Annotated in this window: 22 protein-coding genes and 1 tRNA gene; 5 read left to right on the plus strand and 18 right to left on the minus strand. The window is 69.7% G+C overall.

Annotated elements, in window-relative coordinates:
* Positions 1 to 160 precede the first annotated feature (160 nt).
* The 7 genes from KCH87_RS47495 to pgsA form a co-directional block, all read right to left on the minus strand.
* Positions 161 to 913, minus strand: coding sequence for a YebC/PmpR family DNA-binding transcriptional regulator (locus KCH87_RS47495; protein WP_210594243.1), 753 nt, complete (start codon positions 911 to 913; stop codon positions 161 to 163).
* 49 nt (positions 914 to 962) lie between these two features.
* The gene (gene pdxT, locus KCH87_RS47500; RefSeq protein ID WP_210594245.1) at positions 963 to 1,568 is read right to left on the minus strand and encodes a pyridoxal 5'-phosphate synthase glutaminase subunit PdxT; all 606 of its coding nucleotides are present in this window, start codon (positions 1,566 to 1,568) and stop codon (positions 963 to 965) included.
* Between the two features lie 6 nt (positions 1,569 to 1,574).
* Positions 1,575 to 2,423, minus strand: coding sequence for a pyridoxal 5'-phosphate synthase lyase subunit PdxS (gene pdxS / locus KCH87_RS47505; RefSeq protein WP_246112137.1), 849 nt, complete (start codon positions 2,421 to 2,423; stop codon positions 1,575 to 1,577).
* Between the two features lie 181 nt (positions 2,424 to 2,604).
* Entirely contained in the window at positions 2,605 to 3,156 is a 552-nt protein-coding gene (locus KCH87_RS47510) for a hypothetical protein (RefSeq protein WP_210594249.1), read from the minus strand.
* A gap of 71 nt (positions 3,157 to 3,227) precedes the next feature.
* Positions 3,228 to 4,391, minus strand: a complete 1,164-nt coding sequence (locus KCH87_RS47515) for a glycosyltransferase family 4 protein (protein ID WP_210594251.1) — start codon at positions 4,389 to 4,391, stop codon at positions 3,228 to 3,230.
* Positions 4,388 to 5,305 (minus strand): phosphatidylinositol mannoside acyltransferase, encoded by a 918-nt coding sequence (locus KCH87_RS47520; protein WP_210594253.1) that lies wholly within the window; start codon positions 5,303 to 5,305, stop codon positions 4,388 to 4,390. The genes KCH87_RS47515 and KCH87_RS47520 overlap by 4 nt, the downstream gene beginning before the upstream one ends.
* The gene (pgsA, locus tag KCH87_RS47525; protein ID WP_210594255.1) at positions 5,302 to 5,979 is read right to left on the minus strand and encodes a phosphatidylinositol phosphate synthase; all 678 of its coding nucleotides are present in this window, start codon (positions 5,977 to 5,979) and stop codon (positions 5,302 to 5,304) included. Before pgsA ends, KCH87_RS47520 begins: the two co-directional genes overlap by 4 nt.
* 286 nt (positions 5,980 to 6,265) lie before the next feature.
* On the opposite strand from pgsA, the gene KCH87_RS47530 reads away from it, so the two are divergent.
* Together KCH87_RS47530 and KCH87_RS47535 are read left to right on the plus strand one after the other, a co-directional pair.
* Entirely contained in the window at positions 6,266 to 8,464 is a 2,199-nt protein-coding gene (locus KCH87_RS47530; RefSeq protein WP_210594256.1) for an elongation factor G-like protein EF-G2, read from the plus strand.
* Positions 8,465 to 8,669: 205 nt separating this feature from the next.
* On the plus strand, positions 8,670 to 10,331 hold the full coding sequence (locus tag KCH87_RS47535) for a hypothetical protein (protein ID WP_210594257.1): 1,662 nt from the start codon (positions 8,670 to 8,672) through the stop codon (positions 10,329 to 10,331).
* 18 nt (positions 10,332 to 10,349) lie between these two features.
* Here the strand turns inward: KCH87_RS47535 and KCH87_RS47540 are convergent, their stop codons facing one another.
* Entirely contained in the window at positions 10,350 to 10,910 is a 561-nt protein-coding gene (locus KCH87_RS47540; protein WP_210594258.1) for an HIT domain-containing protein, read from the minus strand.
* A gap of 67 nt (positions 10,911 to 10,977) precedes the next feature.
* Between KCH87_RS47540 and KCH87_RS47545 the strand changes: the two genes are divergently transcribed.
* Positions 10,978 to 11,634 (plus strand): potassium channel family protein, encoded by a 657-nt coding sequence (locus KCH87_RS47545; RefSeq protein ID WP_210594259.1) that lies wholly within the window; start codon positions 10,978 to 10,980, stop codon positions 11,632 to 11,634.
* A gap of 28 nt (positions 11,635 to 11,662) precedes the next feature.
* On the opposite strand, the gene thrS is transcribed toward KCH87_RS47545, so the two are convergent.
* The 3 genes from thrS to KCH87_RS47560 all read right to left on the minus strand — a co-directional run bounded on the left by thrS (position 11,663) and on the right by KCH87_RS47560 (position 15,579).
* On the minus strand, positions 11,663 to 13,639 hold the full coding sequence (gene thrS, locus KCH87_RS47550; protein WP_210594260.1) for a threonine--tRNA ligase: 1,977 nt from the start codon (positions 13,637 to 13,639) through the stop codon (positions 11,663 to 11,665).
* Positions 13,640 to 13,768: 129 nt separating this feature from the next.
* On the minus strand, positions 13,769 to 15,016 hold the full coding sequence (locus KCH87_RS47555) for a hypothetical protein (protein ID WP_210594261.1): 1,248 nt from the start codon (positions 15,014 to 15,016) through the stop codon (positions 13,769 to 13,771).
* The gene (locus KCH87_RS47560; protein ID WP_210594262.1) at positions 15,013 to 15,579 is read right to left on the minus strand and encodes a DUF4365 domain-containing protein; all 567 of its coding nucleotides are present in this window, start codon (positions 15,577 to 15,579) and stop codon (positions 15,013 to 15,015) included. The genes KCH87_RS47555 and KCH87_RS47560 overlap by 4 nt, the downstream gene beginning before the upstream one ends.
* 168 nt (positions 15,580 to 15,747) lie before the next feature.
* Here KCH87_RS47560 and KCH87_RS47565 point away from each other — a divergent pair, with 168 nt between their 5' ends.
* The gene (locus KCH87_RS47565; protein ID WP_210594263.1) at positions 15,748 to 16,473 is read left to right on the plus strand and encodes a 3'-5' exonuclease; all 726 of its coding nucleotides are present in this window, start codon (positions 15,748 to 15,750) and stop codon (positions 16,471 to 16,473) included.
* Between the two features lie 58 nt (positions 16,474 to 16,531).
* Here KCH87_RS47565 and KCH87_RS47570 read toward each other — a convergent pair.
* Both KCH87_RS47570 and KCH87_RS47575 read right to left on the minus strand, forming a co-directional pair.
* Positions 16,532 to 16,603 (minus strand) — tRNA-Val (locus KCH87_RS47570).
* 39 nt (positions 16,604 to 16,642) lie between these two features.
* Entirely contained in the window at positions 16,643 to 17,089 is a 447-nt protein-coding gene (locus tag KCH87_RS47575) for an SRPBCC family protein (protein ID WP_210594264.1), read from the minus strand.
* 102 nt (positions 17,090 to 17,191) lie between these two features.
* Here KCH87_RS47575 and KCH87_RS47580 point away from each other — a divergent pair, with 102 nt between their 5' ends.
* Positions 17,192 to 19,510, plus strand: coding sequence for an SCO7613 C-terminal domain-containing membrane protein (locus tag KCH87_RS47580; RefSeq protein WP_247197898.1), 2,319 nt, complete (start codon positions 17,192 to 17,194; stop codon positions 19,508 to 19,510).
* 127 nt (positions 19,511 to 19,637) lie between these two features.
* On the opposite strand, the gene KCH87_RS47585 is transcribed toward KCH87_RS47580, so the two are convergent.
* The 5 genes from KCH87_RS47585 to KCH87_RS47605 all read right to left on the minus strand — a co-directional run bounded on the left by KCH87_RS47585 (position 19,638) and on the right by KCH87_RS47605 (position 26,262).
* On the minus strand, positions 19,638 to 22,376 hold the full coding sequence (locus KCH87_RS47585; RefSeq protein WP_210594266.1) for a Tat pathway signal sequence domain protein: 2,739 nt from the start codon (positions 22,374 to 22,376) through the stop codon (positions 19,638 to 19,640).
* A 104-nt stretch (positions 22,377 to 22,480) separates the two neighbouring features.
* The gene (locus tag KCH87_RS47590; protein ID WP_210594267.1) at positions 22,481 to 23,071 is read right to left on the minus strand and encodes a hypothetical protein; all 591 of its coding nucleotides are present in this window, start codon (positions 23,069 to 23,071) and stop codon (positions 22,481 to 22,483) included.
* A 10-nt stretch (positions 23,072 to 23,081) separates the two neighbouring features.
* A complete protein-coding gene (locus KCH87_RS47595) occupies positions 23,082 to 23,975 on the minus strand; it encodes a carbohydrate ABC transporter permease (RefSeq protein WP_210594268.1) in 894 nt (297 codons plus the stop codon).
* Positions 23,972 to 24,973, minus strand: coding sequence for a carbohydrate ABC transporter permease (locus KCH87_RS47600; protein ID WP_210594269.1), 1,002 nt, complete (start codon positions 24,971 to 24,973; stop codon positions 23,972 to 23,974). The genes KCH87_RS47595 and KCH87_RS47600 overlap by 4 nt, the downstream gene beginning before the upstream one ends.
* Complete coding sequence (locus KCH87_RS47605; protein ID WP_210594270.1) at positions 24,973 to 26,262, minus strand: extracellular solute-binding protein; 1,290 nt, start codon at positions 26,260 to 26,262, stop codon at positions 24,973 to 24,975. The genes KCH87_RS47600 and KCH87_RS47605 overlap by 1 nt, the downstream gene beginning before the upstream one ends.
* Between the last annotated feature and the right edge of the window lie 512 nt (positions 26,263 to 26,774).

The following is a 26,774-nucleotide window of genomic DNA, read 5'->3' on the forward strand; positions in this document are numbered from 1 at the left end:
GGGGGGGGCCCCCCCCCCCCCCCCGCCCCCCCCCCCACCGCCCCCACCCCCCCCCCGTCGCCCGCCGGTGGCGCGCGGCCGCCGCCGCCCCCGCGGCGGGGGGCGGCCGCGGCCGCCCCCGCCCCCCCGCCCCGCCGAATCCGTTCAGCCCGCGGCAGCGTTACGCGTCGACCTTCTCCATGATCTCGTCGCTGACATCGAAGTTGGCGAAGACGTTCTGGACGTCGTCGCTGTCCTCGAGCGCGTCGATCAGCTTGAAGATCTTCTTGGCGCCGTCCTCGTCCAGCTCGACCTGCATGGTCGGGACGAAGTTGGCCTCAGCGGAGTCGTAGTCGATGCCGGCCTCCTGGAGGGCGGTGCGGACCGCGACCAGGTCGGTGGCCTCGCTGAGCACCTCGAAGGACTCGCCCAGGTCGTTGACCTCCTCGGCGCCCGCGTCCAGGACGGCGCCCAGGACGTCGTCCTCGGCCAGCTCGCCCTTGGGGACGATGACGACGCCCTTGCGGTTGAAGAGGTACGACACCGAGCCCGGGTCGGCCATGTTGCCGCCGTTGCGGGTCATGGCGACGCGGACGTCGGAGGCGGCGCGGTTACGGTTGTCGGTGAGGCACTCGATGAGCACCGCGACGCCGTTCGGGCCGTAGCCCTCGTACATGATCGTCTCGTAATCCGCGCCACCGGCCTCGAGACCACCGCCGCGCTTGATCGCGGAGTCGATGTTCTTGTTCGGGACCGACGACTTCTTCGCCTTCTGGACGGCGTCGTACAGCGTCGGATTGCCTTCGAGGTCCACACCGCCCATGCGCGCAGCGACCTCGATGTTCTTGATCAGCTTCGCGAAGAGCTTGCCGCGCTTGGCGTCGATCACGGCCTTCTTGTGCTTCGTCGTGGCCCATTTAGAGTGGCCGGACATCTGCCTGTCTCCTTCGCGTAACCCGTCTTCTGAACGAACCCCAGAGATCCTACAAGGACTCCGCCGTCCGGTTGGCGCGCACCATGTCCACGAACAGGCCGTGCACGCGGTGGTCACCGGTCAGTTCCGGGTGGAACGACGTGGCCAGAGCGTTGCCCTGGCGGACCGCGACGATATGGCCGTCGTGCTCCGCGAGCACCTCGGCCTCGACGCCGACGGACTCGACCCAGGGCGCGCGGATGAAGACGCCCTCCACAGGATCGCCCGCGATGCCCTTCACGTCGAGTGCGGCCTCGAAGGACTCGTTCTGCCGTCCGAAGGCGTTGCGGCGCACGATCATGTCGATGCCGCCGATCGTCTCCTGGCCCGAGCGCGGGTCGAGGATCTTGTCGGCGAGCAGGATCATGCCCGCGCAGGTGCCGTAGACGGGCATTCCGTCCCGCACGCGCGCGCGGAGGGGTTCCATCACTCCGAAGAGGACGGCCAGCTTGGAGATGGTGGTGGACTCGCCGCCGGGGAGGACCAGGCCGTCGATCTCGGCGAGCTCTTCGGGGCGCCGCACCGGCCTGGCCACGGCATCGGCCGCGGCCAAGGCGACGAGGTGCTCCCTTACGTCGCCCTGCAGAGCCAGGACGCCTATGACAGGAGTGCTCATCGGTGACTACCAGCCGCGGTTGGCGTAGCGCTCGGCCTCGGGGAGGGTGTCGCAGTTGATGCCGACCATGGCCTCGCCGAGGTTGCGGGACGCGTCCGCGATGATCTTGGGGTCGTCGTAGAAGGTGGTCGCCTTCACGATCGCGGCGGCGCGCTTGGCCGGGTCGCCGGACTTGAAGATGCCGGAGCCGACGAAGACGCCCTCGGCACCGAGCTGGCGCATCAGCGCGGCGTCGGCCGGGGTGGCGACACCACCGGCGGAGAACAGCACGACCGGGAGCTTGCCGAGCTCGGAGACCTCCCTGACCAGCTCGTACGGGGCGCGCAGCTCCTTGGCGGCGGCGTACAGCTCGTTGTTGTCGTAGCCGCGCAGGCGGGCGATCTCGTTCTTGATCTGGCGCAGGTGACGGACCGCCTCGACGACGTTGCCGGTGCCGGCCTCGCCCTTGGAGCGGATCATCGCGGCGCCCTCGGCGATGCGGCGCAGGGCCTCGCCCAGGTTGGTGGCACCGCAGACGAACGGCGTGGTGAAGGCCCACTTGTCGGAGTGGTTGACCTCGTCGGCCGGGGTGAGGACCTCGGACTCGTCGATGTAGTCGACGCCGAGGGACTGGAGCACCTGGGCCTCGACGAAGTGGCCGATGCGGGACTTGGCCATGACAGGGATGGAGACGGCCTCGATGATGCCCTCGATCATGTCCGGGTCGGACATACGGGCCACGCCGCCGTCCTTGCGGATGTCGGCCGGGACACGCTCCAGCGCCATGACGGCCACGGCGCCCGCGTCCTCGGCGATCTTCGCCTGCTCCGGCGTGACGACGTCCATGATCACACCGCCCTTGAGCTGCTCGGCCATGCCGCGCTTCACGCGCGCGGTACCGGTCTCGGGCGTCTGGACGGAGTTGGGAAGCGTGGTGGACACGGGTTGACCTCACTCGGTGAAAGAGGGTTTCTGCGAACACCGAGGAAACGCGAGAGGACCAGGCCACAGCAAGGGCCAATGAGGAGCCGGTGGATCGTTTTCCGTGTGGGAGCGGCTACGCGGCCCGCGCCAGCAGGGCCGCCGGCGGCTCGTCGTCCATCTCGAAGGCCATCGGGAACGGCGCGTGACCGGCCAGCCGGAACCAGCGCACCTTGCGGTGGTCCCGCAGCCTGCGGGCCGCGCCCACCGCGTCGTTGTGGAAGCGGCGGGCCATCGGCACCCGGCGTACCGCCTCGGTGAGTTCATGTGTGGCCCCGTCTCCCCCGGGCGCCTCCCGCACCGCCTCCACCTGCTGCGCCTCGGCGAACACGGCCCTGAGCGCCTGGCTCAACTCGCTCTCGGCGACCTCCCGTTGCTCCTCCTCGGCCTGCCGCGCGGCGTGCGCGGCCTCATACAGGACGATCGAGGCGGCCGGATCGAGCACGCCGGAGGTCGCCAGCTCCTGGGCCACCGAAGCGCGGCGCAGCAGCTGGGCGTCGAGCGCGGCGCGGGTCGCGTCGATCCGGGCGTGCAGCCGGTCGAGCCGGCCGGCGGTCCAGCTCAGGTAGAGGCCGATCACCACGAGGGCGACGAGGATCCAGATCAGGGTTGCGGTCACGGGGGGCAACGTTAGCGGGGCTCTGTGGAGCAACTGTGATCAGGCGTGTCCTGCCGGAAGGACCACGTGCGCGTGCAAGGTCAGTCGCGTGCCAGCCCCAGCCGCGCCCGCAACCTCGGTGTGCGTTCGTCGGCGGCCACCGCTGTCGTGCCGTCGGTCACCGTCTCGTAGACCGACAGGATGTCCGCGCCGACCGTCGACCAGTCGAACCGCCGGACGTGGGCGCTGCCGCGGGTCCGCAGCTCGGCCCGGCGCTCGGGGTCCTCCAGGAGTCGTACGGCGACCTCGGCGAGGGCGTTCGCGTCCTCGTTGCCGAACAGCTCGCCCGCGCCGCCCTGATCGAGGACCTGCGCGAAGGCGTCCAGGTCCGAGGCGAGCACGGGGGCTCCCGCCGACATGGCCTCGACGAGAATGATCCCGAAGCTCTCGCCGCCGGTGTTGGGGGCGACGTACAGGTCGACACTGCGCAGCAGGCGGGCCTTGTCCTCGTCGCTGACCATGCCGAGGAACTCGACGCGGGAGCGCATCGCCTCGGGCAGCGTCTCGACGGCCTCCTTCTCGTCCCCGCGCCCCGCGACCAGCAGCCGGGTCTGCGGGCGGGCGGCGAGGATCTTCGGGAGCGCCTTCATCAGCACCGGCAGGCCCTTGCGGGGCTCGTCGATGCGCCCTATGAAGCCGATGGTGTCGCCCTGCCACTCGGGCTTGGGCTCGGCCTTGGCGAAGAAGTCGACGTCGACACCGTTCGGGATCACCACCGCGTCGCCGCCGAGATGCTCCACGAGGGTGCGGCGGGCGTACTCGCTCACGGCGATCCGCGCGCTGATCTTCTCCAGTGCCGCCTGGAGGATCGAGTACGCGGCGATCATCGCCCGGGAGCGCGGGTTCGACGTGTGGAAGGTGGCCACGATCGGGCCCTGTGCCGCCCAGCAGGTGAGCAGGCCGAGCGAGGGCGAGGACGGTTCGTGGATGTGGACCACGTCGAACGCACCGTCGTGCAGCCAGCGCCGCACCCGCGCGGCCGACAGGAACCCGAAGTTCAGCCGGGCCACCGAGCCGTTGTACGGCACCGGCACGGCGCGGCCGGCCGAGACGACGTACGGCGGGAGCGGGGTGTCGTCATCGGCGGGCGCGAGGACGGACACCTCGTGGCCGAGGCGGATGAAGTACTCGGCGAGGTCGCGGATATGGAACTGGACGCCGCCCGGCACGTCCCAGGAGTACGGGCAGACGATGCCGATCCTCACGGCTGGTCCCCGTCCGACGGTCGGGGTTCCAGGTCGGCGAGCCACAATCGCTGAAGCATGTGCCAGTCCTCCGGATGCTCGGCGATCCCGCTGGCGAAGGCATCGGCCAGCGCCTGTGTCATGACAGACGTCTTCTCGGCCTTCGTACCTGCCTCGGGTACCTCGACAGGAGGATGTACCCGGCCCTGCATGACGGGCGAGTCGTCGTACCAGAGTGTCACCGGCAGCAGAAAGGCACCCGTCTGCTGGGCGAGCAGCGCGGGGCCGGCAGGCATCCGGGCCGTGTCGCCGAAGAACTCGACCTCGACGCCGGAGGCGGACAGGTCCCGGTCGGCGACCAGGCAGACCAGGCCGCCGTCGCGCAGCCGCCGGGCCAGCGTGCCGAAGGCGGAGCCGCCGCTGTGCGGCAGGACCTCCATGCCGAGACCCTCGCGATAGGCGACGAAACGGTCGTACAGCTTCTCCGGCTTCAGACGTTCGGCGACCGTGGTGAAGGGCGTCTCGAGCTTGGTGGTGACCCAGGCGCCGGCCCGGTCCCAGTTGCCGAGGTGCGGCAGTGCCAGGACGACGCCGCGGTCGGAGGCGAGAGCGTCCGTCAGATGGTGGACGCCCTTGGGGTCGAAACCGGTCTTCATGCGCTCGGCGCTGTAGGACGGCAACCGGAACGACTCCATCCAGTAGCGCAGGTACGAGCGCATGCCCGCGCGCGAGAGCTCAGCAAGGCGCTCCGGGGACGCGCCCGGCACCACGCGCGCGTAGTTGCTCTCCAACCGCCGGACGCTCTTGCCGCGCCGCTTCCAGGCGGCGTCCGCGATCATGTTCCCGAGCCGTACGGCGACCGGCTCGGGGAGCTTCTTGACCGTGCCCCAGCCGATTCCGTACAGCGCGTCCGTCAGCCGCTCCTGGGCGCTCACTTCGCCGCCTCGCTCCCCTGGGAGTCATTCTCCCGCGCGGTGGCCTCGTCAGCCTCGGCCGACTCCCGGCGGACCGTGACGACCCGCTGGATCAGTGTGACGAGGCTGCCCACGGCGACGGCCCACAGGGCGATCGGCAGCAGGTACTGGATGCCCGGCACGCCGAAGTCGTGCAGGCCCGCCAGACCGGCGGCGACCAGCGAGATCACCAGCCGCTCGGCACGCTCGACCAGCCCGTTGACCGCGACCGGAAGGCCGATCGACTCGCCGCGGGCCTTGGTGTACGACACCACCTGGCCGCTGGCCAGGCAGAAGATCGAGACGGCGCACAGGACGAGGTCGTCGCCGCCACCGGCGTACCAGAGGATGAAGCCGCCGAAGATCGCGCCGTCGGCGACCCGGTCGAGGGTGGAGTCCAGGAAGGCGCCCCAGCGGCTGGAGCGGCCGAGCTGGCGGGCCATGTTGCCGTCGACGAGGTCGGAGAACACGAACAGCGTGATCACGACCGTGCCCCAGAAGAACTCCCCCATGGGGTAGAAGACCAGCGCTCCCGCGACCACCCCGGCGGTGCCGAGGAGTGTGACCGTGTCGGGGCTGACGCCCCGCCGGATGAGAAACGCGGCGAACGGTGTGAGGACACGCGTGAAGAATGCACGCGCGTACTTGTTCAGCATGGCCTTCCCGAGGGTCTCGGTGTCGCCGAGCGGCCCCTGCTGGCCACCGGCTGGCCCATCGTAGTCACGCGCGCGTGTCGGTGACGTCCGGGCACCCGCCGCCCGCTGTGGTACCGGGCGGACGGTCCGCAACAGACGGCGGGCGGCCAGATCGCGTCCGCCGTATGGACGCACCGTGACGGGAGTGGAAAGCTCGAAGAACCGCGGGCGTCGCCGGAGCCGCCACCGCACGCGGAGCCGCGTGTCCGCGCCCACAGTGACCTCACCGTGCACGGGAGGCAAGACCATGGGCGACAAGGCGAACGCACACCCCGGAGCCGCCGGCAGGGCAACAGCGGCCGACCACCCCGCGTCCGTACGGAATGTGGTGCTGGTCGGCCACAGCGGATCGGGCAAGACCACATTGGTGGAAGCTCTCGCCCTCACGGCGGGAGCGGTGAACCGGGCGGGCCGGGTGGAGGACGGCGGCACCGTCTCCGACTACGACGAGATCGAGCACCGACAGCAGCGTTCGGTGCAGCTCTCCCTGGTACCCGTCGAATGGGACGGCATCAAAGTCAATGTTCTCGACACCCCCGGATATGCCGACTTCGTCGGGGAACTGAGGGCCGGTCTGCGAGCGGCGGACGCGGCCCTTTTCGTTGTCTCCGCGTCGGACGGGGTGGACGGCTCGACCCGCATGGTGTGGGAGGAGTGCGCCGCCGTCGGCATGCCCCGCGCCATCGTCATCACGCACCTGGAGGCCGCGCGCGCCGACTACGAGGAGATGACACGGATCTGCGCGGCGGCGTTCGGCGGGGACGACCCCGACGCCGTACTGCCGCTGTACCTGCCGCTGCACGGTCCGCCGGGGCCCGACGGACACGCGCCCGTGACCGGGCTGATCGGGCTGCTGTCGCAGAAGCTGTTCGACTACTCCACCGGTGAGCGCAAGGAGTCGGAGCCGGATCCGGAGCGGCTGCCGCTGATCGAGGAGGCCCGTAACCGGCTGATCGAGGGGATCATCTCGGAGAGCGAGGACGAGACCCTCATGGACCGGTATCTCGGCGGCGAGAGCATCGACGTCAAGACGCTGATCGAGGACCTGGAGCGGGCCGTCGCGCGCGGGGTGTTCTTCCCCGTCCTGGCCGCCGCCCCCGCGGCCGACGGCGCCCGGCAGGGCCTCGGCACGATCGAGCTGCTGGAACTGGTCACCCGAGGCTTCCCGACCCCACTGGAGCGCGAGGCGCCCCGGGTCACCACTGTCGACGGCAAACCGCGCGAGCTGAAGCTCTGCGACCCGGACGGGCCGCTGGTCGCGGAGGTCGTGAAGACGGCGTCCGACCCGTACGTCGGCCGGGTGTCGATGGTCCGGGTCTTCTCCGGCACCCTGCGCCCGGACGCGACCGTGCACGTCTCCGGGCACGGACTCGCCGACCGTGGGCACGAGGACCACGACGTCGACGAGCGGATCGGCGCCCTGTCGGCGCCGTTCGGCAAGCAGCAGCGCACCCTCACCCACTGCATCGCCGGGGACCTGGCGTCCGTGGCGAAGCTGAGCCGCGCGGAGACCGGCGACACGCTCTCGGCCAAGGACGACCCGCTCCTGATGGAGCCCTGGCAGATGCCCGACCCGCTGCTGCCGCTGGCCATCCAGGCGCACAGCAAGGCCGACGAGGACAAGCTCTCCCAGGGCCTGTCCCGGCTGGTGGCCGAGGATCCGACGATGCGGCTCGAACAGAACCAGGACACCCACCAGGTGGTGCTGTGGTGCCTGGGCGAAGCTCACGCGGATGTCGCGTTGGAGCGGCTGCGCAGCCGGTACGGCGTCCAGGTCGACGTGATCCCGCACAAGGTCTCCCTACGGGAGACGTTCGCGGACAAGTCCACGGGGCGCGGCCGCCATGTGAAGCAGTCCGGCGGGCACGGGCAGTACGCGATCTGCGAGATCGAGGTGGAACCGCTGCCGGGCGGCTCGGGCATCGAGTTCGTGGACAAGGTGATCGGCGGTGCGGTGCCCCGCCAGTTCATCCCGTCGGTCGAGAAGGGCGTAAGGGCCCAGGCGGCCAAGGGAGTTGCGGCCGGGTACCCGCTCATCGACATCCGGGTGACGCTGCTCGACGGCAAGGCGCACTCCGTGGACTCCTCCGACGCCGCGTTCCAGACGGCCGGCGCGCTGGCGCTGCGGGAGGCCGCGGCCGACGTGAGGATCCATCTGCTGGAGCCGGTGGCCGAAGTGGCCGTCCTGGTCGGCGACGACTACGTGGGCGCCGTGATGAGCGACCTGTCCGGGCGGCGCGGCCGGGTGCTGGGCACCGAGCAGACGAGCGGCGCGCGGACGCTCGTACGGGCCGAGGTGCCGGAGTTCGAGATCGGCCGGTACGCCGTCGACCTGCGCTCCCTGTCGCACGGCACGGCACGTTTCAACCGCACGTACGCGCGGCACGAGCCGATGCCGCCGCAGATCGCCGAAAGGATCCGCGAAGAGGCGCGCGACGCCTCGTAGTTGGCGCCGGGCGCACCACAAGTCACCTTGAACGCCACACAAGTGACGTTTATGGAACCCTCCCCTCCGCGTCGGCGGGCGGCTTCGGCCGTCCGCCGACGGATGTCGGTGCCTGGGGATACGCTGATCACCTGATCAACAGGTGTGCACGGCAGGGAAGTCGGGAAAGCCGCAGGAGCGACAGTGGCGGCGATCGGGGGCGGGAATGACCTTTGACAGCGGCTATGCGGACATCTTCGGACCGCAGGTGCCGCGCACGGGCGACGGGGACCAGACGGCGACGTTCGCGCTGGCCTCGGCGGCCTATCGGGACAATCTGGTCGCGGACATCAAGAAGGCCGACAACGACTGGCACAAGACCGCCGTCAAGGACGGCCTCAAGTGGGCGAAGATATTCCGGCCCAATCTGGGTGAGGCCTTCTCCCGGGCTGTCGTGGACCGCATGCTGGGCCCCGGCCGCAAGCCCCTCATCCAGTCCTTCGGCACCGAACCGCAGGTCGTCGTCGAGCACTGTCTGGCCGCCAACAACATCCGCAAGGACCGCGACCGGCTGCTGGCCATGGTCATGGTGCTGTGCGGTCTGCTGTTCCTGCCCGGGCTCCTCGTCTGGCTGCTGGTCTTCACACTCCGCACCATGATCGCCAAGCGGGAGGACAAGCAGGCCGGCGCGTTCGCCACCGGGCTGCTCGTCGCGATGGGCGCCCTCGCCGTGATCTTCCTGATCCGGACGCCGTTCTCGGGATTCTGGCTCTGGTATGCGCGGGCCTGTGTCGTCATGCCGGTGGTCGGCTGGTTCTGGGCCAAGCAGATCTGCGAGCGCACGGCGAAGGACCTGCGCGGGCGGTGGGACAGTCTGCTGGCCGGCAGCAGCGTCGGCGCGAAGGTGCCGGAAGCGGTGCCGAGCAGCCCTGGTGAGACCGCGGCCGAGCAGCTGCGCCAGTCCCTCGCCAAGCTCAGCGCCGAGCAGCAGTCCAACTCCGTGTTCTACGCCGGGCCCAAGGGCATACTCGGCATGGGCACGCGCTGGGGCTCCTGGCAGCTCGCCGAGGATCTGATCCCGGCCGACGCGGACCGGGAGATCCATCCGTTCCGCAGCTGGGACGTCGTACGGTCCATCCACGACCAGTTGCGCATGCTGGAGCGGAACACGCTGAACACGGGCGGCTTCCCGAAGGCGTCCATACGGCACTGGATCGTCACGCCGATCGCGGAGAACGCGAAGGCGGTGGCCCGGCCCGAGGGCACCGACGTGGACGCGTACCAGATCAAGTCGCACGCCATACAGGACATCTGCAACAAGCAGCAGTTCGGCAGCGGTGACCGGCACTACCTGGGCGTCCAGTGGACGCTCTGGGACGGACAGCTGGTCATCACCATGCTGATCACCGTGACGGTGCTGCACCAGACGCTGCGCATCGAGGTCACGGGCCACGCCCTCGGCCCGGTGAACGGGCTGTTCACCAGCAAGCCCGAGGCGCCGACCAAGGAGGTCGCCAAGTCGCTCAAGCCCTGGGAAACCCGAAAGGTGAAGCTTCCCCTGGTCAACAGCGACGAGGTGGTCCGGCTGGCGGTGCGGGCCCCGATCTCCTGGTATCCGCCCCTGCTGAACTGGCTCGGCGGCACGATCGCCCTGCCCGAGCCCTTCGGCCTGCGGCACGCGTGGGCGGATCAGCCGTGGCGGCACCGCTTCATGGCCGACGACGCGCTGCGTGCCGCCACGCCGGTGCTGCGAGTGGTGCACTCGGCGGCGATCAAGGTGCTGGAGGAGAACGGCGTGGACACGGAGAAGTTCGGCAACAGGTCGGCGTTCCTCAGCACGGCCGTACAGGATCCGATGCCCAGGAAGGCCGACCTCTACGACGCGTAGGCCGAGCGGAGGCCGGGCTCAGACCGCCGGCCAGGCCTCCGCCAGCATCTTGCGGGTGTCCGCGAGGAGCTGTGGCAGCACGCGCGTGTGGCCGACGACCGGCATGAAGTTCGTGTCGCCGCCCCAGCGCGGGACGATGTGCTGGTGCAGGTGGGCGGCGATGCCCGCGCCCGCCACGGAACCCTGGTTCATGCCGATGTTGAAGCCGTGCGCGCCGGATGCGGCCCGCAGTGCCGTCATCGCCTGCTTGGTCAGCGCGGCCAGCTCGATGGTCTCCGGCCCGGTGAGGTCCGTGTAGTCGGCGACATGGCGATAGGGCACGACCATCAGGTGCCCAGCGTTGTACGGGTACAGGTTGAGCACGGCGTAGACCTGCTCGCCGCGCCTGACGATCAGACCGTCCTCGTCGGACTTGGCCGGAATGGAGCAGAAGGGGCAGCCGTCTTCGGCACCGGGGCCGGTCGGCTTGCCCTCGCCCTGGATGTAGGCCATCCGATGGGGCGTCCACAGGCGCTGGAACGCGTCCTGCGTCCCCACTCCCAACTGCTGCTCCGGCTCACTCGTCATGCAAGGCAGCATATTGCTTCGCCCGTTCGCGGCGTGTCGCCGGGGTTCTGGGAATGACCTCCCGGGCGAAGCTGGGTCGGTGGATGACGACAGTCCCCGGCACCGCTGGGAGCGGCGTACCGAGATCCCTCTCGCGATCGCGTCGCTGGTCTTTCTCGCCGCGTATGCGGTCCTTGTCCTGGCCCATGATCTACCGGGCGTCTGGAAGGCCATGTGCCTCGCCGTGCTGGCCGCCACCTGGGCCATGTTCGCCGTCGACTACGCGGTGCGGTGGCGGCTGAGCGGGCGGCGGCTGGGCTTCGTACGGTCACATGTGCTGGACACGGTGGTGCTGGTGTTGCCTCTGCTGCGTCCGCTGCGGGTGGTGCGACTGTACGAGGCCGTGCAGCGCCGGCACGACCGGCCGCGGCTCGCGCTGTACGCGCGCGTGATCGCCTACGCCGGGCTGTCGACGATGCTGCTGGGGTTCGCCGGCGCTCTCGCCGTCTACCAGCAGGAGCATGCGGCGCCGGACGCGACCATCCGGACCTTCGGGGACGCCGTCTGGTGGGCCTGTGCCACGTTGTCGACGGTCGGGTACGGCGACGTCACCCCGGTGACGCCGGTCGGGCGGGTGATCGCGGCCGGAATGATGGCCTGTGGGCTGGCACTGCTCGGCGCGGTCACCGGGTCGTTCTCGTCCTGGCTCCTCCAGGTGTTCTCGTACGAGGGCGAAGAAAGGCCCCCGGGGAGCTGAACTCCCCGGGGGCCCTCTCACGTAAGCGTCAGACCTGCGCCCGCTCCTCGACCACCGTCGCGATCTTCGCGATGGCCTCGTCGAAGGGAATGCCGTTCTCCTGCGAGCCGTCGCGGTAGCGGAAGGAGACCGAGCCGTTCGCCATGTCCTCGTCGCCCGCGATGACCATGAAGGGCACCTTCTGCTTCTGGGCGTTGCGGATCTTCTTCTGCATACGGTCCGAGGACGAGTCGACCTCGACGCGCAGCCCCTGCTTCTTGGCCGCGGCGGCGAACTTCTCCAGGTACTCGACGTGCGCGTCACCGATCGGGATGCCGACGGCCTGCACCGGGGCCAGCCACGCCGGGAAGGCGCCCGCGTAGTGCTCCAGGAGCACCGCGAAGAACCGCTCGATGGAGCCGAACAGGGCGCGGTGGATCATGACCGGGCGCTGCTTGGAGCCATCCGGCGAGGTGTACTCGAGGTTGAACCGCTCCGGCAGGTTGAAGTCGAGCTGGATCGTCGACATCTGCCAGGTGCGGCCGATGGCGTCCTTGGTCTGGACGGAGATCTTCGGGCCGTAGAAGGCGGCACCGCCCGGGTCCGGGACCAGCGGCAGGCCCTGCTTCTCGGCGACCTGGCGCAGCGTCTCGGTCGCCTCCTCCCAGGCGTCGTCGGAGCCGACGAACTTCTCCGGGTCCTTGGTGGACAGCTCCAGGTAGAAGTCGGTCAGGCCGTAGTCGCGCAGCAGGCCGAGGACGAAGGTGAGCGTCTTGTCGAGCTCCTCGGCCATCTGCTCGCGGGTGCAGTAGATGTGCGCGTCGTCCTGCGTGAAGCCGCGGGCACGGGTCAGGCCGTGCACGACGCCCGACTTCTCGTACCGGTACACGGTCCCGAACTCGAAGAGCCGCAGCGGCAGTTCACGGTAGGACCGGCCGCGCGCGTCGAAGATCAGGTTGTGCATCGGGCAGTTCATGGGCTTGAGGTAGTAGTCCACGCCCTCGTCGAGCTGCATGGGCGGGTACATGCCCTCGGCGTACCAGTCCAGGTGGCCCGAGGTCTCGAAGAGCTTCCCCTTGGTCGCGTGCGGGGTGTAGACGAACTCGTAGCCCTCTTCCTCGTGGCGGCGCCGCGAGTAGTCCTCCATGACCCGGCGGATGATGCCGCCCTTGGGGTGGAAGACCGCGAGACCGGAGCCGATCTGCTCCGGGATGGAGAAGAGGTCCAGTTCGGAGCCCAGCTTGCGGTGGTCGCGCTTCTCGGCCTCGGCGAGGAAGTCGAGGTGTGCCTTCAGCTCGTCCTTCGTCGGCCAGGCGGTGCCGTAGATGCGCTGGAGCATCGGGTTCTTCTCGCTGCCGCGCCAGTAGGCGGCCGCGTTGCGCATCAGCTTGAACGCCGGGATGTTCCGGGTGGTCGGCAGGTGCGGGCCCCGGCAGAGGTCCTTCCAGCACAGGTCACCGGTCTTGGCGTCCAGGTTGTCGTAGATCGTCAGCTCGCCGGCGCCGACCTCGACGTCCGCGCCGTCGTCGCTCGACGCGGAGCCCTTGATGCCGATCAGTTCCAGCTTGTACGGCTCCGACGCCAGCTCCTCGCGGGCGGCCTCGTCCGTGACCACACGACGGGAGAAGCGCTGCCCCCGCTTCTGGATCTCCTGCATCTTCTTCTCGATGGCCTTGAGATCCTCGGGCGTGAACGGCTTCTCCACGTCGAAGTCGTAGTAGAAGCCGTCCTTGACCGGCGGGCCGATGCCCAGCTTGGCCTCGGGGAAGAGCTCCTGCACGGCCTGCGCCATGACGTGCGCGGTGGAGTGGCGCAGGATGTTCAGGCCGTCCTCGGAGGAGATCTCGACGCCCTCGACCTCGTCGCCCTCGGAGACGGCGTACGCCAGATCCTTCAGCTCGCCGGCCACGCGCGCGGCGATGATCGAGCGCTCGCCGGCGAAGAGCTCGGCGGCCGTGGTGCCCGTCGTCACCGTTCGCTCTTCCCGCTCGGAATCGCGTTGGATGATCACACGGACGTCTGACACCGGTCTCTCCTGACTGAAAGTGGGTGCGGGCGCCGTACCTGGAGCGCGCGCAATACCGGATCGTACCGACCCGGGACCGCCCACCGCTAAATCAGTCCCCGGAACCGGCTGTCGGGGCCGGTGCCGGGATCAGTCGTCGAAGTCGCTGTCCAGGTCGGTGCCGTCCGCTCCGCACGCCTCCTCGAAGAAGTCCAGGTTCTCCTGGAGCGACTTCATCAGCCGGTCCCGCTCCGCCTCGTCCACCTGCACCGGCACGACCCCGGAGGCGCCGGTGAGCCTGCGGAAGCCGCCCCGGCTCTCCAGCCGGCCGTGCACCCGCACCGGCAGTCCGACGAGGTGGGCGTGCCCGGCGATGCGGTACCCCTCCTCGTCCAGGGTCAGCCGGATGTGCGGGACCTCGGCGCCCGCGATCACCCGCAGCCGTACGGCGCCCTCGCCGCGCGGCCCCGACCTGCGCATCCGGGTCACCGTCCCGGTGATCCGCACCGGCACGGCCGGTTCCTCGCGCAGATAGCGGGCACCGGCCTCACGCAGCACGGGCAGGTCGCCGGGCGAGAACTCGACGGCCTCGACGGGTGCGGCGCAGCCCTCGGGGACCCCGGCGCCGGGCGCCCACTCGACGGCGATGCGGGCGCCCTCGCTGCCGCGGACCAGGGCGACGATCGCCTCGGTCAGTTCGCGGCTGACGCCCGCTTCGATGGCGCCGTCGAAGGCGTCCATGCCGCCGGTGGCCCGCTGGTAGTCGATGGCCTCGCGGGCGGCGTACAGGGCCTGGTGCAGTCGTACGGCGAGCAGGCGGCCGCTGTCGACGGGCACGAAGGCGGCCAGCTGACGGCCGCCGGGTGCGTTGCCCACCAGGACGTTTTCCAAAGACGCGGCGGCGGGGCGGCGGTGCCGGGCGCCGTAGTAGCCGGCACGCGCGCGCGTGGCGAGAGCGCCCGCCAGAAGCATCTGGCGGGCGGCGGTGCGCAGTTGTTCCTCGACGGTCCATGGCGCGGCGCCGGCCGGGCCGATCGGCACATCGCGCCACCAGCGGATCTCGTCGCTGGGCACGGTGAGACCGACCAGGACGTCGCGCGCGGAGGGCGAGCCGCTGCGGGACAGCGCGACCAGGGCCTCGCCGAGCAGGTCGTCGCTGTCGGGGAAGGCCCGGTTCTCGGGCACGAGCAGGCTTGTCCCGCCGCCGCCGGGGCCCGGCGGGGTCCAGCGGCCGTACCGTCCGGCGGCGCCGCCGCGGCGCTGCCAGCCGTGCCGGTGCAGCAGGGCGCTGAGCACGGCGGGGTCGACCTCGTCGGGCTCGGGCGGCCGGTTCCACTGCGCATCCACCGGATGCGACCGACCTGGCCGTACCGGCTCCTCCAGCGAACGGTGTGTCATGGCCTGCCTCCCGTCCCGACCCGCGTCATGATCTCGCAGAGCGCCCGGTCGTCGAAAATGCGTGAGGTCGGTATCCGCACGGTGGTCCGGCGCCGACCGGTGATGGGGTGGCCGGCCAGGTTGACCCAGTAGCAGCAGTGCCTCAGGTCGAGCCGGTCGTGGCTGGCGCGTAGCCAGTCGTCCTGGGACCGCGGGACGAGCATCACGACCATGATCTTGTGCACGGACACCGGGGTGCGGGCCAGCTTCGCCAGGTGGTCGTTGTCGAGCGTGAAGGAGAAGAAGCGTCCGGGTGGGTTCGGCGGGATCTGGTAGGTGGCCTTGAGCTGCACCTTTATGGTCACCTCGTCGTCGACGGTGTGCCCGGCGGCGCTGTGGCTGACGTGCCAGTCGATGCCGTTGTCCGGAAATGGCTGGGACAGCGAGCAGCCCGCCGCGGCCGCGACGGCATGCAGATAGCCCACCTGCAGTGTCTCCATGCAGGCGGTGGTGGCGAGTGAACCGCGATGGGGGCCCGTCCGAGCGGGCAGCAGCCCTCCCCGTTCGGGCTGCGCTATCGCCATGACCAACAGCCTTCCACGCCGGTGAATCCCCGCAGCGGGCCCGCTGAACTGCAAAGACCCGCACTCCTGTTGTGTCCTCCCGGCGTACGGCGCAAACAGCCCGGGTATCACCAAACGGGCAGAAGACGGTGCGTCAGCTGCCGTGGGTAAACGAGGAGTTGTGTAGGTATGACGTGCTGGTACGAGGGCCCTCTGGCCGCGTTCGACACGGAGACCACGGGCGTGGACGTCGAGACCGATCGGATCGTGTCGGCCGCCGTCGTGGTCCAGGATGCCCCGGGTACCCGGCCGCGGGTGCGCCAGTGGCTGGTGAACCCGGGTGTGCCGGTGCCCGAAGGGGCGACGGCGGTGCACGGACTGACGGATGAGCATCTACAGCGCAACGGCCGTTGGCCCGCGCCGGTGATGTATGAGATAGCCAGTGAACTGGCCGAGCAGACGGCGGCGAGCCGTCCGCTCGTGGTGATGAACGCACCCTTCGATCTGACCATCCTGGACCGCGAGTTGCGGCGCCATCGGGCCTCGTCCCTGGACCACTGGTTCGAGACGTCGCCGATGCTGGTGCTCGACCCGCGGGTCCTCGACAAGCATCTGGACCGCTACCGCAAGGGCCGCCGCACGCTCACCGACCTGTGCGCGCACTACGGCGTCGTCCTGGACGGCGCGCACGACGCCGCGGCAGACGCCGTGGCCGCACTGGATGTCGTACGGGCGGTGGGGCGCCGTTTCGCAGCCCGGCTGGAACGTCTCTCCCCCGCCGAACTGCACACCCTGCAAGCCGTGTGGCACGCGGCACAGGCGCGTGGCCTACAGGCATGGTTCGCACGCAGCGGCACCGAGGAGGCAGTGGACCCGGCGTGGCCGCTGCGTCCGGACCTGCCGGCGGCGGCGTGAACAGAACACGAGCGCACAAAAAGGGCCGGTCCGCCATGGCGGACCGGCCTTTTCCCGGTGGGCGATACTGGGTTCGAACCAGTGACCTCTTCGGTGTGAACGAAGCGCTCTCCCACTGAGCTAATCGCCCGGGACCGGACTGAACAATACAGGTCCCCGCGGGTTTGCATCAAACCGCTTCCAAGTACGCGGTCAGCCCTCGCCGTCCGGCCCGCATCATCAGCCGGTGGTTGGCCCTGAAGACCGGCCGCCCCGGCACGGCAAGGCGCCTGAGCAGCGGCTTGCTCACATCGACGACTTGGTCATAGCGGGCGAGAGAGCCCGCGCCATGTGCGGTGACCGTCCAGCGCGCCCAGCCGTCCAGGTCGCCGGACATCTCGATCTCCAGCACCCCGGCCGTACGATCGCGCACCACCTCACGCGCGGTGAAGGTCAGGTCGTACGGCAGCACCGCGCGGATCCTGACGAAGCCGCTGGAGTCGTCGATCGGGTCGACCTCCCGGACCTGCGGCCACCAGTCGGGGTAGTCCTCGGCCCGCTCCAGCACGGCGAACACGGTGGTGGGCGGCGCGTGCAGAACCCACACGGTGCGGAAGCGGTAGTGGGACCAGTCCATGGTCCGAGTCTGCCCCGTGCGCCTACACAGCGGATACATCTGAGTACGTTCTGAGTATCCGCACTCATGCCGAACGACGTGACGCGGACCACACTCCAAGACATGACGCACATCCCACCGCCGACCGAGGAGTTGCGGCTCCTCGACTGGGAGCTACGGCAACTGGACACCCGCCGGGCGCAGTTGCTGGCTCGCCGGGCCTGGCTGGTCGCCACGCTGCATCCGGTCCGGCCGCAGCCGGCCGCGCCGCCCCGCGCCGAGGCCGCCGCCCCGCGGGTCCAGAACGTCCTGCTGCTGCTCGGCGGCATCCTGCTCACCCTCGCGGCGACGGCGTTCACGCTGGTCAGCTGGAGGCACCTGGGTGTCAGCGGGCGGGCCCTGGTACTCGGCGCGGTCACGGCGGCCGTGCTCGCCGCGCCGGCGGTGCTGCTGAAGCGCGGGCTGCGCTCGACGGCCGAGTCGGTGGCGGGCCTGGGCCTGGCGCTGACGGTGCTGGACGCCTACGCGCTGCACGACGTCGCCTTCGCGGGGGCCGACGGCTTGAGGTTCGCGGCGGCGTCGGCGGCGGTGCTGGCGGGCGTGTGGGCCGCGTACGGGTTCCTTCCGCGCCTGCGTGAGATGCGTCTGCCGCTGCCGGCAGCGCTGGCGGCGGCCCAACTCCCGCTGCTCCTCTGGGCCGTCGCGGTGGACGCGGGTGGGTACACGATCACGGCCGCGCTCCTTGCGACGGCCGGGTTCGACACGGTTGTCGCGCTCCGGGCGACCGCCAGGTCCGTACGTCTCGTCGCCGTCGGCGGCGCGTACGGCCTGGGCGGTTGGGGCGTGCTGACGGCCGGCTGGCTGTCCTTGACGGCCACCGGTCCGAGCGCCGCCGCCCGTGCGGCGGCGCTCCTCCTCCTTGCCGCGGCCCTCGCACTGGGCGCGGCCTGGCAGACGCCGGGCGAGAAGCACGCGAGTGGCCTCGCTGTCGCTACCGGTCTGCTCGTCGTCGCCGCACTCGGCGGCGCGCTGCGCCCGGTGCTCCCGGACATGTGGACCGTGCCGGTCCATCTCGCATGCGGGATCGCCCTGTTGGCGGCAGCGGGCGTGAGCCGGCTCCCGGAGGCGGTTCGGCGGGGCATCGCCCGGGCCTCCGCCGCCGTACAGGCCCTTGCCGTGCTCTGGGCGCTTCCCGTGGTGGCCGTCGCCCTGCTGGGGCCGGCCAGCCTTGCGGGGCATGTGTGGTCGGGGTCGCCGGGGTCGGCACGCGACGCGGTCACGGTGGAGCTGTCCTGGCCGCCGGACGCTGCCACCGCGTCCGTGGTTCTCGCCGCGGTCGCCGGGGTGCTGGCACTGACGGTCCGGGAGTCCACCTGGCGGCCACGGGCGCTCGACGCGTCCCTGATCCTGGCCTGGGCGGGCGTGCTCGTCCTCCCCGCGACACTGGAACTGCCGTACACCGCAACCCTGTTGATCCAGGGAATCGTCACAGCGACGCTCCTGCTCCTCCGGCGGACCACGGCGACCGTCCTCGCCCTCCTCACCTCCCTGAGCCTCGCGTTCCTCGCCCTCGCCTCCGAACCGGCCACCCTGGCGACCCTCGCGTCCCTGACCGTGCTCTTCGCGGTCGGCGTCCGCAGGCCGCTGCCCGCAGCCGCGTCCCTGACGTACGCCACCGCGCTCGCGGTCGCGGTGGGGGCGGCGCTGGACCTGCGACCGGAGCACACCGCGCTGTGCGTCCTGGTGGTCACCGCGGCCGCGGCGCTGCTGGCGGTGTACGTCGAGGAGAAGACGACGACAGCCGTGGAGGTGACCGGGACGGTCACGGGCCTCGTCGCCGTCGGTCTGGCGATGGGCGAACCGCCGATGCTCGCCCTGGTGCTCGCGCTGGGCGGTGTGATCGCGGCCGGCACGGCGATCCGACCCGACCGCCGCGCCGCCGGCTACGTCGCCGCCGCCCTCTTCGTCCTGGCCACCTGGGTACGGCTGGAGTCCTGGGACGTCGCCACGCCCGAGGCGTACACCCTGCCGGTCACCGTGCCCGCGCTGATCGTCGGTGCCCTGCGCAGGCAGCGCGCTCCACAGACCTCGTCCTGGACGGCGTACGCCCCCGGCCTCGCCGCGACTCTCGTGCCGAGCCTCGTCGCGGTCTGGGCGGGCCAGCACGGGCCGCGCCCGCTGCTGCTGGGCGCGGCGGCACTGCTGATCATCCTGCTGGGCGCCCGGCACCACCTCCAGGCACCCCTGCTGCTCGGCGGCTCCGTACTCGTCCTGGACACTCTGCACGAACTCGCCCCGTACCTCGTCGAGATGACGACCGCACTCCCCCGCTGGGTGCCTCCCGCCCTCGCCGGCCTCCTGCTGCTCGCCCTCGGTGCGACGTACGAGCGGCGGATCCGGGATGTCCGGCGGGTGCGGGAGGTCCTGGGAAGGATGAACTGACAGGAGCTGCTGAATTCCGGCCCGGTACAGCGCCCCGCCAGGGGCGCGGGGCTGTATCGATTTGCGGCTCCGCCGCGCGGGCGCGACCAGCCCCCACCGACCCGCAGCCAACGAACCGCTCAACCAGCTACGGCATCTTCGTGCCCACCAGTGCCAGGTTCTGGATCGCCGCCAGTCCGTACAGCGCGGTGGAGTTGGTGGACACCCACGCCGCCTCGCTGCCGGGTACCAGGGCGGTCGGACCCTCGATCTTCTTCGTGGACCAGTCGGTGGACTCCTTGTAGTCCCAGACGTCGGCGCTGTTGTAGAACTGCCGCCACGCCCGCGCGGCCAGCTTGTCGTCGCCGGTCCGGACGGCGGCGTAGGCGTCCTGCCGTGAATGCCCCTGGAAGAGCAGCAGGGAGCCGAAATCGGAGCCGTAGCGTGCCTTCTGCTCGGCCTTGGTGGCGTTGAAGTAGCGGCAGTAGTCGAGCCACGCCTCCTCGAACTCCGGCATGTCGATCTGGTCGATCAGCTCGGCGCAGAGCTCCACCAGGCCGAACATCGCGGACAGGTGCGACACCCCGACCTTGGGCTCCGGCGCGATGGCGAACCGGCCGGTGTCCAGGTCGTACAGCGCACTGCCCTGGACGAATCCGTTGGGCTGGGCGGCGATGGTCTCCATGGTGGACAGGACCCGCGCCTTGGCCTTCTCCCACTTCGGGCCGCGCCGCTCCCACTCGGTGAGCCAGGCGGAGACCAGGCCGCTCCAGTCGGTGCCGAAGCCGATGGACAGGGCGTTGCGGTCGGGGGTGTACGGCTCGGTGCGGATCTTGCGGATGGGGTCGAGGACGAGGAAGGTCTCGTCGGAGTCGACATTGGCGTGCATGAGGTCGCCGATGCGTTCATCGGCGGTGAGGAAGTAGTAGTAGCGCCGGTAGGTGGTGTTGGCGATGCGCTGCTGCTTGGCGCTGTCGGCGTAGTGCTGGACGCCGTGGCGGGTGCCGAGGCCCGCCCACTTGCCGAGGTGGTAGACGTCGACCTCGCCGGTGTGCCGGGTCATCGCCTCGGCGAAGCGGAAGACGTCGGCGCGGCCGGAGCGCATGTACGCGAACCAGAGCCACAGGTCGGGCGAGAGTTCCGAGTTGTCCCAGGCGTAGCCGCCGACGTCATAGCACCACTGGTGGCGGCTCGGGTCGTAGCTGTGCATGATGTCGCCGTAGTCCCAGAAGCCGTACCAACGGCGCATCTCCACCTGGTCCTTGTAGTAGGTGAAGAGGAAGTCGAGGTGGTCCTCGATCTTCGCCTTGGCGCTGGTGGAGCGGTCGGGCGCGGAGAACAGCTTGCCGAAAACGCCCGCCTTGATGAGTTGCTGGGGCGGGGCAGCGAGCTGCGGGAGCGTCCTGACGGCCGCCACCTGCTCGGCCATCGCGTCGGCGCTCGGCGTGGAGTCGTGCGCCCAGAAGAGGAGTTCGCTGGTGCGGGCGATGCCGTAGGGCGTGCCGAAGCCGGGCTCGTAGTCCTCGTAGGTGATGTTGAGGCCTTCGAGCTGTTCGGGGTACGTGTCCTGGCCCATGCCGTCGTGGTAGAAGCGCAGGTCCATGGGTTGCGCCTCGGGCGACCAGAGCCAGAGGGTGACCTCGGCCTCGTCGGTCTGGGCGTCGCGGATGTCGAGCTGGGCGGGGAACTTCTCCCAGAAGTCCCGGAGCCCGAAGGAGAATCCGCCGCTCGCGCCGCCGACGTACCCGAAGCCGCTGGCCCGCCGGCCGCCTCCCGCGGGGATCCAGCCGTGGCCCTGCTTGGTGCGCTTGCGCACGCCGAAACCGTCGGCGGAGAGTTGCGAGAGGGTGTAGTCGCCCCACTCGGGGATGTACTGGAGACGAGTGGTGACCCGCTGATCCCAGGTGGACGGGTCGGGCAGCTTCTCGCCCTCGAACTGGGCCGTCCGCACGGCCGCCCCTGGGTCGCGCCGCAGCCCGGTGATGCCCTTGACGGCCTCGCGGAGCAGACCGGTGCCCTCGCCTCCGATGCGGATGTGGCGGTCGTACGACTCGTCCCGCATCGGCACGGTGAAGCGCACCCCGATGCCGCGGATGAAGTCGCCACTCGCCTTGCCCGGCTCCTGGGTGCCGTCGTAGGTGATGGTGTGCACCATGCGGAAGGAGTCGGCGCCCGCGTAGAAGTAGAGGCGGATGGAGAACGGCAGCCAACTGCGGCCGCCCTTGCGGTGCTTGCCGTCGATGCGGACGACGGCCCGGACCGGACCCTCCTGCTCGACGGTGACCTCTCCGATCGCCCCCTCGAAACGCTCGTACTTCACCGTGCCCTGGTCGCCGTCCTCGATCTCCGGCTGGCGGAGCAGGACGAGCCGGCCGTTGCGGGCGATCTCCGTCGTGCCCCGCGTGACGGACTTGACCAGAGTGGCGCCGGACTTGCCGATCTTCGCGGTGATGACGCCGGTCGATATGTCGATGGTGCCGCCGCGCTTGTCGACGGTGACCTTGTGTTCGGGGGCGGCGGGCTCGCCGGCGGCGAGGGTGAGCCTGCCGTCGCCCGAACTCACGGCGTGCGCGGACCACTTGAGGGAGCCGTCCGGCCAGTAGGCGACCGGCCACGACTGGACGGGCACGGCCTTGCCGGCGGCGTCGGTCAGCGCGAAGGTCTGGTCCGCCTGGTACGCGCCCTTCGGCCAGGGGACGCCGACCGTGGAGCCGGGTGCGGCGCCGAGGCCGCCGTCCTCCAGCCAGTCCAGGGTGACCGGGTCCGCGTCGGCGGCCTCGGCTCTCGGGGCCGCCGCCGCGTTGGCGCCGAGGGCCCAGCTGAACTGGGCGGCTGCTCCGGCGACGGCGGCAGCCTTGAGAAGGGACCTGCGAGGGATGGGAGACATGGGAGTTTCCGCCTTTCCTTTCCGTGCGAGTGCAGGGTGGTCAGGTGCATGACAGAGAGAGGTACGACGCCCGGGGCGCCGACCTTGTGCGAGAGCACCGCGCATCAGCGGTGCCGATACCGCTCCTCCACGGCGACGGCCGCCGCCGCGACGGCCCCCAGCACAGGGACCGCCAACGGCGCGATGAACCAGGCGGACAGGGCCACCACCGCCAGTCCGGCGATGACCAGGAACGATCCGGCCGGGTCGAGGACGGTCCGCCGCCCGGCCGCCGCGAGCAGATCCCGCCAGCGGGCACCCGGCGTCCACACCGCCGCCGCCCGCAGCCCGGCGACCGCGAGCCCGATCAGTGCGAACACCCCGGCGGCCCCCACCAGCGGCCCACCGGGAATCCCGGCCCGCACGGCCTGGACGTCCACCCAGACCGCGACGGCCGCGACCCACCCGGCGAGTCCCACGACCCACCCGCGACGTACCGCGGCCCGGAAGTCCCTGACGAACTCCCGCCATCCGCCGCCCTCGTGGGCGGTCAGCCGCCTCAGGTGCCGGGAACCGGCGGCGAAGGCGGCGGGGTAGGTGACGACGCCGAGCGAAGCGACCGTGATCCACACACCGGTGAGAAGACACTCGGCGAAGACGGCGAACCGCTCGGCGATGACCGACTCCTTGCGCGGCTTCACGCGTACCTGGGCCATCGTGACCGCCTCAGCCCTTCAGTCCGGACGTCGCCATACCGTCGATCAAGTACCGCTGGAAGGCGAGGAAGAAGGCCAGCACCGGCAGCAGCGCGACCAGCGACATCGCGATCATGCCGCCGTAGTCGGCCACGCCCTCCTGGTCCACGAACATCTTCAGGCCCAGGGAGACCGTGTACTTGTCGGGCTCGTTCAGATAGATCAGCGGGCCCATGAAGTCGTTCCAGGAGTTGATGAAGGTGAAGATCGCGCTGGTGATCAGGGCCGGGCGGCACAGCGGGAGCACGATCGACCAGTAGATGCGCAGGTGTCCGCAGCCGTCGAGGCGGGCGGCCTCGTCGAGATCCTTGGGCAGGTTGCGCATGAACTGCATCATCAGGAAGACGAAGAACGCCTCCGTGGCCAGGTACTTCCCCAGCAGGAGCGGGGTGTACGTGTTGATCATCTCCATGTTGCGGAACAGCACGTACTGCGGGATCAGCAGCACGTGGTACGGCAACAGGAGGGTGCCGATCATCAGCGTGAACAGCAGATTCCGGCCCGCGAACCGGATTCTCGCGAAGGCGTACGCCGTCAGCGAGCACGACAGCAGGATCCCGACCACGGAACCGATCGCGAGCGTGAGCGAGTTGAAGAAGAACGTGGAGATCGAGATGTCCGCGATGCCTTCGGACAGCCGGGTGTAGTTCGAGGTGATGGGGTCGCTCGGGAAGAGATCCAGGCTGCCGACGATGTCCCCGCTCTTCTTGAAAGAGCCGCCGATGACCCAGACCACCGGATAGAGGATCACCGCGAGGATCAGGAGGGACCCGAGGTGCCAGGCGAGCGAGCCCGGCAGCTTGTGGCGCAGAGCCCCCGCCCTCGTGGAGGGGGCCGGCGTGATGTCGGTGGCCTGTGCGCTCATTGGGCGCCCTCCTCGTAGTGCACCCAGCGCTTCTGGGACCAGAACAGCACCGCCGTCACCAGGGCGACCGCGACGAGCAGCATCCAGGCCATGGCGGAGGCCAGCCCCATCCGGCTGTTCTCGAAGCCCTGGACATAGAGGTAGCAGGTGTAAACCATCGAACCGTCCGCGGGACCACAGGCGTTGCCTCCGGCTCCGCCGCCGACGATGTACGCCGAGCTGAAGATCTGGAAGGAGTGGATCGTCTCCAGCAGCACGTTGAAGAAGAGGACCGGGGAAATCATCGGCAGGGTGACGTTCCAGAACCGCCGCAGCTTGCCCGCCCCGTCGACCTCGGCGGCCTCGTACAGCTCGCGCGGGACCTGCTTGAGTCCGGCGAGGAAGATGACCATGGGGGCGCCGAACTGCCAGACGGTGAGCGCCACCAGGCTGTAGATGATCAGCTCCGGGTCACCGGTCCAGCCGCCGACGTCGATCCCGAAAAGCTTCTGCGTACGGTCGACGATCGCGTCGTCCGAGAAGATCGCCTTCCACACGATCGCGACGGAGACGCTCGCCCCGATCAGCGACGGCGCATAGAAGGCGGCCCGGTAGAAGGCCTGTCCGCGCCGCTTCTGTGCGAGCAGCAGCGCCACACCGAGGGCGGCGAGCAGCTTGAGCGGCGTACCGACGACGACGTACCACATCGTGACCTGCACCGAATGGCGCCAGCGCGGGTCGCCGAACATCTCGGAGAAGTTGTCGAGGCCGATCCAGTTGGGTGAGTCGAACAGGTTGTAGTCGGTGAAGGCGAAGTAGAGCGAGGCGATCATGGGGCCTGCCGTGAGCAGCAGGAACCCGGCGATCCAGGGGGACATGAAGAGATAGCCGGCCAGGTTCTCCCGGCGCCGCCGCCGCTTGAGGGCGGCGGGGCGCACGGGCTTCACCGGACCGTGCCGCGGCTCGGAGTCCTTGGACAGGCCCTCCATCGCAGGGGCGTGTGTCACGGTGGTTCCCATCAGGCGACGAGAGCCGTCTTCGACTCGGTGAAGAACTGCTTGACGGCCTCGTCCACGGAGCGGGTGCCCAGGCCGAGCTCCTCGCCGATCCGCAGGAACGCGGCCTCACAGATGTCCGCACCGTTCGGGTGCGGGGTGATGGGCTCCAGGACACCGGACGCGACGAGGGACTCCTCGTAGGCGGCGATCGCCTTGTTGACCTCGTCGGTCGGCTTGAACGCGTCGTACTGCGCCTGCGTCGCGGGCACACCGCGGTCATAGCCCATGATCTTGGCGACCTCGGGGTCGTGCACCATGAAGTCGATGAACTGCGCGACCTCCTTGGGGTGCTCGGTGCGCTTGGAGGCACTGAGCATCAGGGAGCCGAGATACTGGCCGGTCTTCTTGCCGTCCGTCGTCGGGATGGGCGCCAGGCCGTACTCGCTCTTGCCCTCGGAGGTGTAGCGGACGGTGAAGTTGTCCCAGGTGAACTCACCACCGGAGAGTTCACCGGTGACCGCCGACTTGGGTTTGATCTGGCCGACTTTCTTGACGTCTGCGTAGAAGCCTTCCTCGACGCTTTTCTTGGCCTTCGTCCACCAGTCCGTCAGATCGGCTTCGGTGAAGCCGAGACCGTCCTCGGTGAAGAACGCTTTGCCGTTCTGGCGCAGGTAGAGGTCGTAGAGGTACATGACGTTGTACGGGCCGGTGTCACCGGCGCGCCCCGTCCTGTCCCGGATCTTCTTCATCGCCGCGTCGAAGTCGTCCCAGGTCCAGCCCTGTTCCGGCGTCACCCCCGCCTTGGTGTAGACGGGCTTGTCGATCACCAGGGCCATCGAGTTGGAGCCGACCGGAACTCCGAGGAGCTTTCCGTCGATCTCGCCGAACGTGTCCAGGCCGGCCCGGAAGCCGTCCATGGAGAGGTTGCCGGCCCCGACCTGGGCCTTGAGATCGAGGAGTACGTTCTTCGCGTCGTATTTCCGCAGGAATCCAATGGCATTCTGGAACACGTCCGGTGGATTTCCGCCGGAGGCCTGCGTGTTGAACTTCTTCCAGAAGTCGGTGTACGGCTGGAAGTCCGTTTTCACCTTGATCTTCGGGTACTTCTTCTCGAAGAGCGCGATCGTCTTGTTGATGCGCTGGGCACGGTCCTCGGCACCCCACCATGCGTAACGGATCGTCACCGTCCCGTCGGAGGAGGTGCCTCCGTCGCCGCCGCACCCCGTCGTCGCGGCCAGCCCGAGCGTGACCGCCGTGGCGCCGGCCGCCTTCAAGATCGTACGCCTCTCGACATTCCTGCTGGTTCCCACAGTCGGGCCCCTCCCCGCAGCGTCGTTGCCGCCTGCATGAATCGTTTCAAGTAAGCGCTTGCTGGCACAAGGTACGAAGGGGCTGAGGGTGCGTCAATGATTCGGACAGGAATTTCTTGCCGGGAGACTCGGCCGGCAGGCCGGGGCCGGACGGGAGTTGTCGCGGCGGCCGGGGTGATGCCGCTGGTGAGGGGTGCGGGGTCGGCCGGCCGAACGGGAAGTGGGGTGTCGTACATGTGCGGCGGGCGGCCGAAAGTCGCCCAGGGAGAAGGGACTTGAGGGACGGGGAAGGTCGGCCACAGGGACCCCGGCGGCGGCGTTCCTCCCGCAGGCCGGGTGCGCACACATGACGGCGGCCCGTCTGCTCTCTCGCAGACGGGCCGCCGTTCCGGGTGGGCGATACTGGGTTCGAACCAGTGACCTCTTCGGTGTGAACGAGATCGGGAGAGCACACGCCCGTACTCCCATTACACCAGGATTCTGTCTGCCGTCTTCTGCTTTAAAAAAAAAAA

This window comes from Streptomyces sp. GESEQ-35 (assembly GCF_017948485.1).
In the GTDB taxonomy this organism is placed as follows: domain Bacteria; phylum Actinomycetota; class Actinomycetes; order Streptomycetales; family Streptomycetaceae; genus Streptomyces.

What these genes read in the sequence shown, in the direction of transcription:
- pgsA (WP_210594255.1), bottom strand. Translation starts at nt 5,979, where the DNA reads ATGCTGAACAAGTACGCGCGTGCATTCTTCACGCGTGTCCTCACACCG.
- KCH87_RS47590 (WP_210594267.1), bottom strand. Translation starts at nt 23,071, where the DNA reads ATGGCCCAGGTACGCGTGAAGCCGCGCAAGGAGTCGGTCATCGCCGAG.
- KCH87_RS47495 (WP_210594243.1), bottom strand. Translation starts at nt 913, where the DNA reads ATGTCCGGCCACTCTAAATGGGCCACGACGAAGCACAAGAAGGCCGTG.
- KCH87_RS47585 (WP_210594266.1), bottom strand. Translation starts at nt 22,376, where the DNA reads ATGTCTCCCATCCCTCGCAGGTCCCTTCTCAAGGCTGCCGCCGTCGCC.
- pdxS (WP_246112137.1), bottom strand. Translation starts at nt 2,423, where the DNA reads ATGGCCGAGCAGCTCAAGGGCGGTGTGATCATGGACGTCGTCACGCCG.
- KCH87_RS47595 (WP_210594268.1), bottom strand. Translation starts at nt 23,975, where the DNA reads ATGAGCGCACAGGCCACCGACATCACGCCGGCCCCCTCCACGAGGGCG.
- KCH87_RS47600 (WP_210594269.1), bottom strand. Translation starts at nt 24,973, where the DNA reads ATGGGAACCACCGTGACACACGCCCCTGCGATGGAGGGCCTGTCCAAG.
- KCH87_RS47555 (WP_210594261.1), bottom strand. Translation starts at nt 15,016, where the DNA reads ATGACACACCGTTCGCTGGAGGAGCCGGTACGGCCAGGTCGGTCGCAT.
- pdxT (WP_210594245.1), bottom strand. Translation starts at nt 1,568, where the DNA reads ATGAGCACTCCTGTCATAGGCGTCCTGGCTCTGCAGGGCGACGTAAGG.
- KCH87_RS47580 (WP_247197898.1), top strand. Translation starts at nt 17,192, where the DNA reads ATGACGCACATCCCACCGCCGACCGAGGAGTTGCGGCTCCTCGACTGG.
- KCH87_RS47560 (WP_210594262.1), bottom strand. Translation starts at nt 15,579, where the DNA reads ATGGCGATAGCGCAGCCCGAACGGGGAGGGCTGCTGCCCGCTCGGACG.
- KCH87_RS47530 (WP_210594256.1), top strand. Translation starts at nt 6,266, where the DNA reads ATGGGCGACAAGGCGAACGCACACCCCGGAGCCGCCGGCAGGGCAACA.
- KCH87_RS47575 (WP_210594264.1), bottom strand. Translation starts at nt 17,089, where the DNA reads ATGGACTGGTCCCACTACCGCTTCCGCACCGTGTGGGTTCTGCACGCG.
- KCH87_RS47565 (WP_210594263.1), top strand. Translation starts at nt 15,748, where the DNA reads ATGACGTGCTGGTACGAGGGCCCTCTGGCCGCGTTCGACACGGAGACC.
- KCH87_RS47540 (WP_210594258.1), bottom strand. Translation starts at nt 10,910, where the DNA reads ATGCTGCCTTGCATGACGAGTGAGCCGGAGCAGCAGTTGGGAGTGGGG.
- KCH87_RS47535 (WP_210594257.1), top strand. Translation starts at nt 8,670, where the DNA reads ATGACCTTTGACAGCGGCTATGCGGACATCTTCGGACCGCAGGTGCCG.